The 13,111-nt window shown below is 61.7% G+C and carries 14 protein-coding genes; 7 read left to right on the top strand and 7 right to left on the bottom strand.

What is annotated here, in order from left to right; translation table 11 throughout:
• The first annotated feature begins 19 nt into the window (after positions 1–19).
• Entirely contained in the window at positions 20–676 is a 657-nt protein-coding gene (locus KUV39_RS11060) for a GntR family transcriptional regulator (RefSeq protein WP_037303060.1), read from the top strand.
• On the opposite strand, the gene KUV39_RS11055 is transcribed toward KUV39_RS11060, so the two are convergent.
• Together KUV39_RS11055 and KUV39_RS11050 are read right to left on the bottom strand one after the other, a co-directional pair.
• Positions 673–1,611 carry a DUF1206 domain-containing protein gene (locus KUV39_RS11055; RefSeq protein WP_244998335.1) on the bottom strand — a complete coding sequence of 313 codons (939 nt, stop codon included), beginning with the start codon at positions 1,609–1,611 and terminating at the stop codon, positions 673–675. The genes KUV39_RS11060 and KUV39_RS11055 overlap by 4 nt on opposite strands.
• Before the next feature lie 154 nt (positions 1,612–1,765).
• Complete coding sequence (locus tag KUV39_RS11050) at positions 1,766–2,728, bottom strand: acetyl-CoA carboxylase carboxyltransferase subunit alpha (RefSeq protein WP_008560016.1); 963 nt, start codon at positions 2,726–2,728, stop codon at positions 1,766–1,768.
• Between the two features lie 120 nt (positions 2,729–2,848).
• Between KUV39_RS11050 and KUV39_RS11045 the strand changes: the two genes are divergently transcribed.
• Positions 2,849–3,682 (top strand): AraC family transcriptional regulator, encoded by an 834-nt coding sequence (locus KUV39_RS11045; protein WP_046211816.1) that lies wholly within the window; start codon positions 2,849–2,851, stop codon positions 3,680–3,682.
• On the opposite strand, the gene KUV39_RS11040 is transcribed toward KUV39_RS11045, so the two are convergent.
• Positions 3,683–4,279: a LysE family translocator gene (locus tag KUV39_RS11040; protein ID WP_222459790.1), complete on the bottom strand. Its 597-nt coding sequence runs from the start codon at positions 4,277–4,279 to the stop codon at positions 3,683–3,685. It lies immediately after the preceding gene.
• A 73-nt stretch (positions 4,280–4,352) separates the two neighbouring features.
• Between KUV39_RS11040 and KUV39_RS11035 the strand changes: the two genes are divergently transcribed.
• Positions 4,353–4,805, top strand: coding sequence for an Lrp/AsnC family transcriptional regulator (locus tag KUV39_RS11035; RefSeq protein WP_037302660.1), 453 nt, complete (start codon positions 4,353–4,355; stop codon positions 4,803–4,805).
• Between the two features lie 64 nt (positions 4,806–4,869).
• On the opposite strand, the gene KUV39_RS11030 is transcribed toward KUV39_RS11035, so the two are convergent.
• Positions 4,870–5,508: a hypothetical protein gene (locus KUV39_RS11030; protein WP_222459789.1), complete on the bottom strand. Its 639-nt coding sequence runs from the start codon at positions 5,506–5,508 to the stop codon at positions 4,870–4,872.
• Positions 5,509–5,599: 91 nt separating this feature from the next.
• Positions 5,600–6,559, bottom strand: coding sequence for an L-malyl-CoA/beta-methylmalyl-CoA lyase (locus KUV39_RS11025; protein WP_050674387.1), 960 nt, complete (start codon positions 6,557–6,559; stop codon positions 5,600–5,602).
• Between the two features lie 174 nt (positions 6,560–6,733).
• On the opposite strand from KUV39_RS11025, the gene KUV39_RS11020 reads away from it, so the two are divergent.
• The 4 genes from KUV39_RS11020 (at position 6,734) to KUV39_RS11005 (ending at position 11,198) form a co-directional block, all read left to right on the top strand.
• On the top strand, positions 6,734–8,002 hold the full coding sequence (locus KUV39_RS11020; RefSeq protein WP_008561876.1) for an MFS transporter: 1,269 nt from the start codon (positions 6,734–6,736) through the stop codon (positions 8,000–8,002).
• Between the two features lie 113 nt (positions 8,003–8,115).
• Positions 8,116–9,117, top strand: coding sequence for an N-acetyltransferase DgcN (dgcN, locus tag KUV39_RS11015; RefSeq protein ID WP_046211821.1), 1,002 nt, complete (start codon positions 8,116–8,118; stop codon positions 9,115–9,117).
• A 156-nt stretch (positions 9,118–9,273) separates the two neighbouring features.
• Entirely contained in the window at positions 9,274–10,239 is a 966-nt protein-coding gene (gene dgcA / locus KUV39_RS11010; protein ID WP_222459788.1) for an N-acetyl-D-Glu racemase DgcA, read from the top strand.
• 98 nt (positions 10,240–10,337) lie between these two features.
• Entirely contained in the window at positions 10,338–11,198 is an 861-nt protein-coding gene (locus KUV39_RS11005) for a D-amino-acid transaminase (protein ID WP_008559628.1), read from the top strand.
• A gap of 81 nt (positions 11,199–11,279) precedes the next feature.
• Here KUV39_RS11005 and KUV39_RS11000 read toward each other — a convergent pair whose 3' ends face one another.
• Positions 11,280–11,954, bottom strand: coding sequence for a type 1 glutamine amidotransferase domain-containing protein (locus KUV39_RS11000; RefSeq protein WP_222459787.1), 675 nt, complete (start codon positions 11,952–11,954; stop codon positions 11,280–11,282).
• Between the two features lie 25 nt (positions 11,955–11,979).
• Positions 11,980–13,011: an NADP-dependent oxidoreductase gene (locus KUV39_RS10995; protein ID WP_222459786.1), complete on the bottom strand. Its 1,032-nt coding sequence runs from the start codon at positions 13,009–13,011 to the stop codon at positions 11,980–11,982.
• Between the last annotated feature and the right edge of the window lie 100 nt (positions 13,012–13,111).

Below are 13,111 nucleotides of genomic sequence, written 5' to 3'. Positions count from 1 at the left end.
TGTGATCACAACCGCTGTCATGTCTATGCCTGCTCGCCCTGCTGCTGAACTGTCCACCGGATCTGCCCATGATCGGGTGTATCGCGCGTTGCGGACGCGGATCATGCATGGCGAATTGGCGCCCGGCGCTGCGCTGACGTTGCGGGGGATCGGCAAGGAGTTTGATGTCTCGATGACGCCCGCGCGCGAATCGGTCCGCCGACTGGTCGCGGAAGGGGCGCTGTTTCTGTCGACGTCGGGGCGCGTGTCCACGCCTGAGCTGACCAACGAGCGGATCGAGGAGCTGGCCGCCCTGCGCGCGCTTCTTGAGGTGGAGCTGGCCAGCCGTGCGCTGCCTCGGGCGCATATGGCGTTGATTGACCGTCTCCAGAGCATCAACTCGAATGTGGCCGAGATGATCTCGAAGCGGGATGCGGTGGGCTATCTTCGCACCAATCTGGAATTTCACCGCACCCTGTATCTGCGGGCGCAGGCGCCTGCCATGCTGGCGATGGCGGAAACTGTCTGGCTGCAGCTGGGGCCGACCATGCGCGCGCTTTATGGTCGGCTGCGTCGGACGGAACCACCGCAGAATCACAAGTTGATCATTGCAGCGCTGAAGGCCGGGGATGAGCCCGGCCTGCGGCTGGCGGTTCGTTCTGACGTGACGCAGGGGCTGCGTCTTTTGGCGGGTTAACCGCTGCTCAATGCGTCGCGCAGCGTTTGCGTGCCGCGATCGCTGGCCTTGGGCACGATGCGGTAAAGCGCGTTGACGGCACAAAAGAGCGAAAACCCGAGCAGGCCCAGGCAAAGGCTGGTGACAAGGATCTGGCCGAACATCTGTTCGCGCAGCCAGTCAAAGACACTGCCGATCCCTTCGGGATTTTCTGCCGAGGCCGACAGCGCAGCCTGCAGGATCAGCAGCCCGATGATGCCGATCACCGCACCATTTGCGGCCACGCCGATCTTGAGCAGCGTATTGAGCCGCAGCGTGATCGGATTGCCGCGCAGGTGGTTGCGGTAGCCCTCGCTCCAGGCCTTGTGCAGGTAGTATCCCCCCGCTCCAAGTGTCAGCAGGCCGACCACTGCCAGGATTGCTGTCCCGGCCGAAGACGCGGCGGCGTCGGTGATGCCGCTGCCAGAACCCGAGCGGCTGCCGACCAGAACGGTCAGAGCAAGGCCAGCCATCGCCAGGTGCACCAGACCCGTCACAATCATGCCTGCGCGGGCGATCATGCCCTTGAGGCCAGATCCATAGGCCTCGAGATCCCAGACGCTGTCCACGACCCGCCATAGCGCATAGGCCGAGAGGCCGAGGATGATCAGCAGCAGCACCGCGAGGCCAATCCCGTCGTCCAGCCAGCGTAGCGCATCCGTGGTGCTGTTGGCCTCACCGCCCTGCCAGATCGACCAGAGCGAAGTGCCCGCGACCGTCAGATACACCAGCGCACGGCCTGCGTAGCCTGCGCGCATGATTGGCACGGCCCAGGAAAAATCATCCGGATTGATCTGGTCGAGGATCTCGTCGCGTGTCGACTGCGAGGGCAGGGCGCGTGCGGCGAGGCCCTTCGCGGTCGACGTGTTGGCAGATGTTGCGGTGTTTTGGTGATCTCGGGTCTGATGATCCGGCATTGGTACGCTCCTGACGCGGTAGGGGGCAGGTGTGAGATCAATGCGCAGGCCTGTCCAAATGTTCCCTTTCCTGCGTGCCCGTCCAAGCGCGCAACAGCAAAAACCCCGGCGCTGGGGCCGGGGTTTCGTAATCAGATCATAGGGTTGGTTGGCTTCAGGCGGCCAGGCCCTTGGAGCCAATCGCCAGGAACTTCTGACGACGATCCTTGACCAGTTCTGCGGCGTCCTTGCCGCTCAGCTCCTTGAGCATTTCAGCCAGCGCTGCGCGAACCGCAGAGAAAGCGGCATCCGCATCGCGGTGCGCCCCGCCGAGCGGTTCAGGGATCACCCGGTCAACCACGGCGAGTTCGCGGAGGTTCTGCGCCGTCAAGCGAAGCGCCTCGGCAGCTTCGCGCATCTTTTCGGCATCTTTCCACAGAATGGAGGCGCAGCCTTCGGGCGAAATCACCGAGTAGATGGAGTGTTCCAGCATGGCAACGCGGTTGGCGGTTGCGAAGGCAACGGCGCCACCAGAGCCACCCTCGCCGATGATGATGGAGATCAGCGGCACGCCGATCTTGAGGCACATCTCGGTCGAGCGCGCGATGGCCTCGGATTGGCCGCGCTCTTCTGCTCCCTTGCCGGGATAGGCGCCAGCGGTATCCACGAGGGTCACAACTGGCAGACCGAACCGGCCGGCCATTTCCATCAGGCGGATCGCCTTGCGGTAGCCTTCGGGGCGGGCCATGCCAAAGTTGTGGGCAATGCGGGCCTTGGTGTCAGAGCCCTTTTCATGGCCGATCACCACAACCGGCTGGTCGTTGAAACGGGCCAGGCCACCCATCACGGCGAGGTCATCCGCAAAGTTGCGGTCCCCAGCCAGAGGGGTGTATTCGGTGAACAGCGCGTCAATGTAGTCGCGGCAATGGGGCCGCTCTGGGTGACGGGCAACCTGGCATTTGCGCCAGGGGGTCAGATCCTTGTAGAGGTCCACCAGCAGCTGAGCCGCCTTGGCGTCCAGAGCGGCAGCTTCTTCGGCTACATCCATCTCTTCATTGGCACGGGCCAGCGCGCGCAGCTCTTCTGCTTTGCCTTCGATCTCGGCCAGCGGTTTTTCAAAGTCCAGGTACTGGGTCATGTCGTCTCACTCGGGCGGTTTGACCGATATATGGCCTTACGCGGCGGTAGATGCAACTCAGCAAGATTTGTGAACAGTTGCTATGGCACCCAAAGACCAGCAGAAGAGGACCAATTTGCGATGGCACATTCCTACGAAGACCGCATTTTGCGTGTGCTGGAACATATCTATGACAACCCAGCCGGGGATTTGTCGCTGGATGCTCTGGCGGATGTGGCTGCGATGTCTCGGTTTCACTGGCATCGGGTGTTTCGGGCTCTGACCGGGGAGACCTGCGCGCAGATGGTGCGCCGGATCAGGCTGCATCTGGCTGCAATGGCGCTGGTGCAGGGAGATGAGTCCATCGACCGGGTGGCCTATCAGGTGGGGTATCCCAACAGCCGATCCTTTGCGCGGGTCTTTGCCGAGGCCTATGGCATGACGCCTGCGGCCTTTCGCAAGGCGGGCCGTCTTCTGCCCTTTGATCAGACGCTTTTGCAGAAAGGACCGCCCATGTATCCCGTCGACATTCGCAACGAACCTGCCCGCACCCTGACCGCCGTGGCCCACAAGGGGGCATATGGCGAAATTGGTCGCAGTTTCGAGAGTTTTGCCGCCATCTGTTCCTCGCGCGGGCTGTGGCCGCGGATGCGAGAGATGATCGGGGTCTATCTTGATGCGCCGGACACCGTAGCAGAGAGCGATCTGCGCAGCTATGCGGGGGCGTCGAGCGATCTGGAAGATGCGCCGGACGGGATGGAGCAGCTGACGCTGCGCGGTGGCAGGACAGCGGTGATGACCTACAAGGGGCCATACTCTGGCATTCACGGTGCCTATGGCGATCTGTTCGGGGCCTGGTTGCCCAAATCAGGCGAGGAGCCCGCAGACCTGCCCTGCTATGAGATCTATCTGAACGATCCCCAGACGGTGGCGCCCGAGGATCTGTTGACCGAGATCTGTCTGCCGTTGAAGTGACTATTGCTGCAGCAAAATCGCGGCAAGTGAGGCCAGGAGGACGGCGGCCATCGTCCAGTTGAACACCCGCAACTGCGCTGGTTTGGTCAGCAGCCGGCGGAGTTGCTGGCCAAGCAGTGTCCAGGTCGAGGCAGAGAAGGTGCCGACCAGAAGATAGGTGCCCGCGACCCAGAGAATGGCCGTCAGGTCGCGGCTGGCCGCATAGAGGGTGATGGCTCCCAGTGCCATCGCCCAGGCCTTTGGGTTCACCCACTGAAAGGCGCAGGCCTGCACAAAGCTGAGCGGCGTGCCCTGGGCCTCTCCCTCGCGCGGGGGGGCGGCATTGGCGATCTTCCACGCCAGCCAGAGCATGTAGACCACAGAGAGGGCTGTCATGATCCATGTGAGCGGCGGGAAGGCATCAAACAGCTGCATCACGCCAAGGCCAACGGGCAGGATCATCAGCGGAAAGCCCACGGCCACACCTGTCAGATGCGGAATGGAGCGGCGAAAGCCGAAATTGGCACCCGATGCCATCAGCATCAGATTGTTCGGGCCGGGAGTGAACACCGTGCCAAAGACAAAGCCCGCAAGGGCGAGGAAGAGTTCATAAGTCATGGCGCGGAGAATGACGCGCGCAGCCGGGAATGAAATTGCGTTTTTGTGCGCAAGCCTGCTATCTCTGCAATTAATGGCGAAAATGGACCGAATAAATCAGCAGATATTGCAAGAGCTGACCCGCGATGGCCGGATCAGCAACCTTGACCTGGCAGACCGGGTGGGGCTGTCGCCCTCGGCCTGCCTGCGCCGGGTGCAGGAGCTGGAACGCAGCGGTGTTATCACCGGCTATCGCGCGGTGCTGGACCGTCAGGCTATGGGGCTGGGCTTTGTCACCTATATCGGCGTCGGTCTGGGCGAGCATACCAAAGAGGCGCAGCAGGCGTTTGAGCGGGCGATGGCCGAGGCGCCAGAAGTCGTAGAGTGCCACAACATCACTGGCACGATCGAGTATTTTCTGCGTGTCGAATGTGCGGATCTGCCGAGCTACAAACGGTTTCATACCGATATTCTGGGAACATCGCCCTATGTGACAGCGATCACGACCTATGTGGTGATGGGATCCCCCAAGGATCTGCGCAGCTGAGTGCCGCTGCCGGAGAATTATGAGTATTTGGGGAAAGATGACGGCTCAGGCCTAGTCTCGGGCCCTAGCGTTTGGTGAGCAGCTGCTGCATGGCAATGGCGGGTGAGGCGAGAACCGGCGTGTCGGTGTCTACGAGATCCGCAGCCCCGGCCATGGAGGCCTGCGCCAGCACAACAGCGGTGGGATGATCTGCTGGGATGGGGCTGGTGGCAAGAAAATCCGTGATGGCCTGCGCGATGGCGGTGGCGAACGCCACGCTGTCACCTTGTTCGAACAGTGGCCAAAGATGGGGCAGAGCCAGCGAGAGGATCGGATGGGGGTTGCCTGCGTCGGTCATCGCCCGCTGCAAGAGCGATGTTGACGGGATGGCAGTGCTGTCCAGGCAATAGGTCAGCAGGACGGGCCCGCCCATCTGTGCAGCCATCTGCATCATGGGCCAGTCGAGCCGGATCGCGCCTGCCGCTTCGGCGATTTCGCCCAAAGTGGTGCAGGTGCACAGGACTGGCTGCCCGGTTGTGTGCTGGGCACTGGTGATGGCTGCGGTGATTTCTGCCCGCAACCCTGCGTCCAGTCCGCTTGGGTCGTTCTGGGCGCGGGCCAGCCAGTCGGAACGGACCAGATGGCTGAGCGCCGCCCCTGATGCGAGGGCATCAAAGGTGGCGACATGCACCTCGGCTGTGTGCAGAAGGGTCAGATCAGTCATTCGGCTCTGCCTTTTGCGTCTGCCTGTCTTGGCAAACAGCCTCTGTTGGGTCGGCACCCACGTTGGGGAGGCCCGCAGGTGCCGGGTTGGCTCAGCTTTGGGCGATCAGCTCTGACTGCGCGACAATGACCTCTGCCTGTTTGATGGAGGCGATATCGACCAGCCGGCCCTTGTAGACCGTGGCACCTTCGCCATTGGCCTTGGCCGTTTCCATCGCGGCCAGGATCTCGCGGGCCTCGGAGACCGCTTCATCCGACGGGGTGAAGACCTGATTGGCCAGCGCGATCTGTTTGGGGTGGATGGCCCATTTGCCCACCATGCCAAGGGTGGCAGAGCGTTTGGCCTGCGCGATGTAGCCCTCGTCATCGGAGAAATCGCCGAACGGCCCGTCCACCGGCAGGATGCCATGCGTGCGGCAGGCGGCGACAATGGCGGCCTGCGCCCAGTGCCAGGGATCGGACCAGTGTTTTTCGCCCGCGCGCAGCATGTAGTAGTCTTCCTGCGTGCCGCCGATCCCGGTGGTCTGCATACCCATTGAGGCCGCGAAATCCGCCGCGCCCAGTGACATCGCCTGAAGGCGGGGGCTGGAGGCGGCGATGGCTTCGACATGGGCGATGCCTGCTGCAGATTCGATGATGACCTCGAATGACACGGGTTTGCTGCGGCCCTTGGCGCGTTCAATCGCGGTGACCAGCGCGTCCACGGCATAGACATCCTCGGCGCAGCCCACTTTGGGGATCATGATTTGGTCGATGCGGTCGCCTGCCTGCTCCAGCAGATCCACGACATCGCGGTACCAATAGGGCGTATCCAGCCCGTTGATGCGCACCGACATGTATTTGTTGCCCCAATCAACGGTATTGAGCGCCTCGATCACATTGGCGCGGGCAATATCCTTGTCCGAAGGGGCCACGGAGTCTTCGAGGTCCAGGTTGATCACATCTGCCGCCGACGCCGCCATTTTGGGGAACAGCTTGGTGTTGGAGCCGGGGCCAAACAGCTGGCAGCGATTGGGGCGGGCCGGGGCGGCGGGTTGGATGCGAAAGCTCATGTCGGCGACCTCTGGGTAATGAAATGTCGTATTGATCGGCTTGATTGTTATGAAGTTGCGCTGTCATTCGCAAGAGAATTTTGCGCGCGCAGAAAGCTCGCGCTGCAATGCGGCGCCGCATTGCATGCCGCAAACAGACAAGACCCTGCGCAGCCACGCTGTCAGGACGCCGGTATGAGACATGCATTTCTTGAAAATTGGGCCCTGTTTCTGGGCATGTTGCTGCTGATGATCGCCAATGGGCTGTTGGTGACATTGTTGACGATCCGGGGCGCTGGGCTGGGGTTTTCGGAGTTCACCATCTCGTTGATGCAGGCGGCCTATCCGTTGGGGGCGCTGGTGGGCACCGCCGCGGCGCCGCGCATGGTGGAGAATGTGGGCCATATCCGGGCATTTTCGGCGCTGGCCTCGCTGGTGTCGATTGCAGCGATCCTGCATTTGTTGACATCTGACCCGCTGTCGTGGTCTGCGATGCGGTTCCTGGCGGGGTTCTGCTATCCCGGTCTTTATGTCATCACCGAGAGCTGGCTGCAGGCGAAGGCGGAAAACCACAATCGCGCGCAGATTCTGTCGATCTATTTCATGATTTGGATGGCGGGGCCTGCGATCGGCACGGCGTTGGTGGCTGTTCCGGATCCGGGGGGCAATCTGCTGTTTGGCGTGGTGTCGATCCTGATTTCGCTGTCAATCGTGCCGCTGCTGTTGTCCGGAAACAAGGCGCCGGATTACGAGGTGCCGGACAAGATGCCTGTGCGCAAACTGTACCGGGTGTCGCCGATGGCCGTTGTCGGCAACCTCCTGAGCGCCGTTGCGGTTGCCGTCTGGTTCATCTCGCTGCCGCTTTATGCGCTGTCCCTGGGGATGAGCGCAGCGCAGGCGTCTGGGGTGCTGGTTGTCGCCATGATCGTGGGGGCGCTGGTGCAATATCCGGTGGGCTGGATCAGCGACAAGACCGACCGGCGGCTTGTGCTGCTGGGGTTGGCGGTTGCCGGAGCCGCAGCGAGCCTGTGGATGCTGCTGCAGCCAGGGCAGACCTCGCTTATTGTTGGGTTTGGTGTTCTCGCGGGGGCGAGTTTGCCGATGTATGCGGTCTGTACGGCCCATGCCAACGACCAGCTGAGCCGGGCGCAGATTGTACCTGCAAGCGGCACGATGCTGTTTCTTTTGAACGTCGGACAGTTTGTCGGCACGTTGGTTGGGCCAAATACGGTCAGCATTGCTGACGGAAAGGGGTTCCTGATTGCGCTCGCGGCCCTGTGTTTCCTGGTTGCAGCGGTTGCTGTTGTGCGCCGCCGGCAAGAGGATGCACCGGAAGAAACCGGCAACTTGCAGGCTATTGCGGTGCTTGGTGCGCCACAGGCGGGGGTGTTGCAGGCGGAATCGTGGTTGGAAGAGGATAATAATGGAACCTCTGCTGACCTAACGCAGAAATCTTCGACTTGAAGTGCAAATTACGGGAAGATCTTGCGTGTCGCTGCTGCGTGTCTGCAAAATCGGTATGAACTTGCGATGAATTCCTCACAAACTCACCCGTGAGTTAGAAAAGGAAACCCGCCATGATCGAGACCCCATATCTGCTGTTCCTGGGCGATGCGCCCGACATGCTGGCTGCCAAAGTGGCCATCGGCATCCGCGACTGGCGCCCGGACCACGCGGTTGGCCAGCTGAGCCTGCCGGGCTGCGGTGCGGATCTTGGCCTGACCGAGATGAGCCTTGCCGAGGCCAAGGAAGCCGGTGCCAAGACGCTGGTGATTGGCGTGGCGAACCGGGGCGGTGTCATTTCCGCCGCGTGGAAAGAGGTGCTGATCAAGGCGCTTGAGATGGGCTATGATCTGGCGTCGGGGCTGCACAACCTTCTGCGCGACGAAGGCGATCTGGTGGCGGCTGCCCAGACCCACGGCGGCACCCTGCATGATGTGCGTGTTCCCACCGTCGGCTATCCCATCGCCAATGGCGTAAAGCGCAGCGGCAAGCGGTGTCTGGCGGTTGGCACCGATTGTTCGGTGGGCAAGATGTACACGGCATTGGCGATGGACGCCGAGATGCAGAAGCGTGGCATGAAGTCGACTTTCCGTGCGACTGGCCAGACCGGCATCCTGATCACCGGCCATGGCGTGCCGCTGGATGCTGTGATCGCCGATTTCATGGCGGGCTCGATCGAGTATCTGACCCCGGACAATGATGACGATCACTGGGACCTGATCGAAGGTCAGGGCTCCTTGTTCCATGTGTCCTATTCCGGTGTGACCATGGCGCTGGTTCACGGTGGTCAGCCCGATGCGCTGATCCTGTGCCATGAACCGACCCGCGAGCACATGCGCGGCCTGCCGGGCTATAAGCTGCCGAGCCTTGAACAACTGCGCGACACGGCGCTTGGTCTGGCGCAGGTTGCAAACCCCGACTGCAAAGTGGTCGGTATCTCTGTCAACACCCAGCACCTGGGCGAGGAAGACGCGGTCAAGTATCTGGCCGAGGTCGAGGCGCGGATGGGCCTGCCGGCTGTTGACCCCTATCGCCACGGCGCAGGCCGTCTGGTGGACGCGCTGGACGCGGTGTGATCTAACCCAGCTGCCGTCGGGGGGCTTGCCCATGCGGGTGCCTCCGGCGGGAGTATTTTTGGAAAGATGACAAGCAGGCGCGCGCATCGGTGGGCGTCTTGGCCAAGGTCATTCACGGCCACAGAAAACAACAGACCCACAGCACTGGAGAGACCTATGCAGATCAGCGTGACCCCCGATACATTCAAGCTGGCGCAGGTTTTCACCATTTCCCGCGGCTCGCGCACCGAAGCCAAGGTGCTGACCGTCCGCATCGAGCGGGATGGTGTCACGGGCTGGGGCGAATGCGTGCCCTATGCGCGCTATGGTGAGACGCTGGAGAGCGTCACCGCCGAGATCGAAGGTCTGCCAGAGAGCTTTAGCCGCGAAGAGCTGCAGTCGCTTTTGCCTGCGGGTGCTGCGCGCAATGCAGTGGATTGTGCGATGTGGGATCTGGAGGCCAAGCAGGCAGGCAAGCGTGTCTGGGAGCTGGCGGGTCTGCCCGAGCCGGAGCCGGAAATCACCGCCTATACGCTGTCGCTGGACAGCCCCGAGAACATGCAGGCGCAGGCGGCGAAGAATGCCCATCGCCCGTTGTTGAAGATCAAGCTGGGCACGGCAGATGACATGGCGCGGCTTGAAGCGGTGCGGGCCGGTGCACCCGATGCGCGGATCATTGTGGATGCCAACGAAGGCTGGAGCGCCGAGGTTTACGCTGATCTGGCGCCGCATCTGGTGCGGTTGGGGGTGGCTCTGGTCGAGCAGCCGCTGCCTGCTGGCGAAGATGATGCCCTGATCGGGATGGACCGCCCGGTGCCCGTCTGTGCGGATGAAAGCTGTCATGACCGCGAGAGCCTTTCGTCGCTGGATGGGAAATATGACGTCATCAACATCAAACTGGACAAGACCGGTGGCCTGACCGAGGCGCTGAAGCTGCGCGAGGCGGCGCTGGCGCGCGGCTTTGAGGTGATGGTTGGCTGTATGGTTGGATCCTCGCTTGCGATGGCGCCTGCGACACTGGTGGCACAGGGCGCCGTTGTCACAGACCTTGACGGACCGCTTCTGTTGGCCGAAGACCGCGATACGCCGCTTGAATTCGATGACAAGGGCGTGCACCCGCCTCAGGCTGCGCTCTGGGGATAAGGCAGGCGGTTGGCGTCCGGCTGATGGGATGCGCATAGATTTTTCTGGCCCTGCCAGAGACCAACCCCGGCTGAGCCCGGATGGATAAGGAACCACAGATGACCCGTACCGTTTACGTAAATGGCGAATACCTGCCCGAGACCGAAGCCAAGGTCTCTATCTTTGATCGCGGCTTCTTGATGGCGGATGCGGTTTATGAGGTGACGTCGGTGCTGGGCGGCAAGCTGATTGATTTCGAAGGTCATGCCGTGCGCCTGAAGCGGTCGCTGGACGAGCTGGAGATGGCGGAGCCCTGCAGCAAGGAAGAGCTGCTGGAGATCCACCGCAAGCTGGTTGAGCTGAACGGTATCGACGAGGGCCTGGTGTATCTGCAGGTCAGCCGTGGCTCTGACGGGGATCGGGATTTTGTGTTTCCGTCGGAGGACACCAAGCCGACACTGGTTCTGTTTACCCAGAACAAACCCGGTCTGGCCGACAGCCCGGCGGCCAAGAAAGGCGCCAAGATCATCTCTATCGAGGACATCCGCTGGGGCCGTCGTGACATCAAGACAGTGCAGCTCCTCTATCCGTCGATGGGCAAGATGATGGCCAAGAAGGCCGGGGCCGATGATGCCTGGATGATCGAAGATGGTCACGTGACCGAAGGCACATCGAACAACGCCTATTTCGTGAAAGACGGTGTGATTGTTACCCGCCCGCTGTCCAATGACATTCTGCATGGCATCACCCGCAAGGCGGTTCTGCGCATGGCCGAGGAAGCCCAGCTGAAAGTGGAAGAGCGCCTGTTCACCATCGAGGAAGCCAAGGCCGCAGATGAGGCGTTCACCACCTCGGCCAGTGCCTTTGTCATGCCGGTGGTGGAGATTGATGGCGTGGCACTGGGGGATGGGACACCGGGCCCGATCGCCAAGCGCCTGCGCGAGATCTATCTGGAAGAAAGCATGAAGGAAGCGATCTGATCGCGACGTCATATGCCGATGCAAAAGGCCGCCCGCATTCCTGCTGGGCGGCCTTTCTTATTTCGAATTCAGCTGGGTGCCTCAGAGCAGGGCGAGCAGCTGTTTGGCGGCTTCTTCTGATGAGGCGGGGTTCTGGCCGGTGACCAGCTTGCCGTCGGTGACGACAAATGAGGCCCAGTCATCCCCTTTTTCGTAGGTCGCGCCGTTCTGGGCCAGCATGTCCTCAACCAGGAAGGGGACCACATCGGTCAGGCCGACGCCATCTTCTTCGCTGTTGGAGAAACCGGTCACGCGTTTGCCCTGCACCAATGGCGCGCCATCTGCGTCCTTGGTGTGGCGGAACACGGCTGGGGCATGACACACAGCACCGACGGGGCGGTCGCTATGTGCGAAGGCCTCGATCAGGCGGCGGCTGTCGGCGTCCTCTGCCAGGTCCCACAGCGGGCCGTGGCCGCCGGGGTAGAATACCGCGTCATAGCCATCGTCCTTGACCTCTGCCAGCACCTTGGTGTTGGCCAGCGCACCCTGTGCGGCTGCGTCGTCCTTGAAACGGCGGGTCGCATCGGTTTGCGCGCTTTCATCATCACTCTTGGGATCGAGCGGCGGCTGCCCCCCTTTGGGGGATGCCAATGTGATGTCGGCGCCGGCATCTTTCAGCACGTAGTAGGGGGCTGCGAACTCTTCCAGCCAGAAGCCGGTTTTTTCGCCGGTATCACCCAGTTTGTCGTGCGAGGTGAGAACCATCAGGATTTTCATCTTTGGTCTCCTTGTTCTGTGTCAGTTAGTCGGCGAGGTGGATGACGCGTTTGCCAAACGCTTCGCCTCTCAGCAGACCAACGAATGCGGCGGGGGCTTGTTCCAGACCTTCGATCATTTCTTCGCGGTATTTGACTTTGCCCTCCTGCACCCAGCCGGTCATCTGCTTGGCGAACTCCGGGTAGAGATGGCCGAAATCGTCAAACACGATAAAGCCGCGCATGGTGATGCGTTTGCGCAAGAGCTGGCCCATCAGATAGTTCATCCGGTCGGGGCCTTCGGGCAGGGCAGTGGCGTTGTACTGTGAAATCAGGCCACAGAGGGGGATGCGGGCAGAGGGGTTCAAGAGCGGCATCACGGCGTCGAAGACAGCCCCGCCGACGTTTTCAAAGTAGATGTCGATGCCATCCGGAACCGCCTTGGCGAGATCATCTGCGAAGCTGTCCGCCTTGTAGTCGATGCAGGCGTCAAATCCCAAGGTGTCGACCACATGCTGGCATTTCTCGGATCCGCCGGCGATGCCGACGACCTTCAGGCCGAGGATCTTGCCGATCTGGCCGACCGTTGCCCCGACCGGGCCGCTGGCACCGGCCAAGACCAGTGTTTCGCCTTCTTTGGGCTGGCCGATCTGGGTGAGACCTGCCCAGGCTGTCAGCCCTGGCATCCCCAGAACACCAAGCGCCCAGGACGGGTTTTGCGGCGACTTGCCCATGTTGATCACACCGGTGCCATCCGACAGCGTGTAGTCCTGCCAACCGCCAAAGGCGACGACCCAATCGCCCGCTTCATAGCCCTGAACATCGGAGGAGACCACCTGTGCGACGGTGCCGCCGACCATGACCTCGCCGATCTCGACGGGCGGCGCATAGGAGGGGGCGCTGCTCATGCGGCCGCGCATGTAAGGATCCAGCGACAGATATTCATTCCGCAGGAGCATCTGGCCCTTGCCGGGGGTTGGAACCTCGGTGGTTTCAAGGCGCAGGGTGTTGTCTGTCGGCTCGCCTTTGGGACGTTCCGCAAGGACGAACTGGCGGTTCTGTGTCTCGGATTGTGGCATGATGTGCTCCTTTCCTGGGGCATTTGGGCGTTAGACCGATCGTCTAGTGATCGGCAAATTTTTTAGCAGTGCGCACTCAATGTGAGGGCAGGCTGCGGTT

It is taken from the genome of Phaeobacter italicus (genome assembly GCF_019801785.1).
Classification (GTDB): domain Bacteria; phylum Pseudomonadota; class Alphaproteobacteria; order Rhodobacterales; family Rhodobacteraceae; genus Phaeobacter; species Phaeobacter italicus.
Note: the sequence above shows the minus strand (reverse complement) of the source record. Positions and strands in the feature narration are given on the sequence as shown.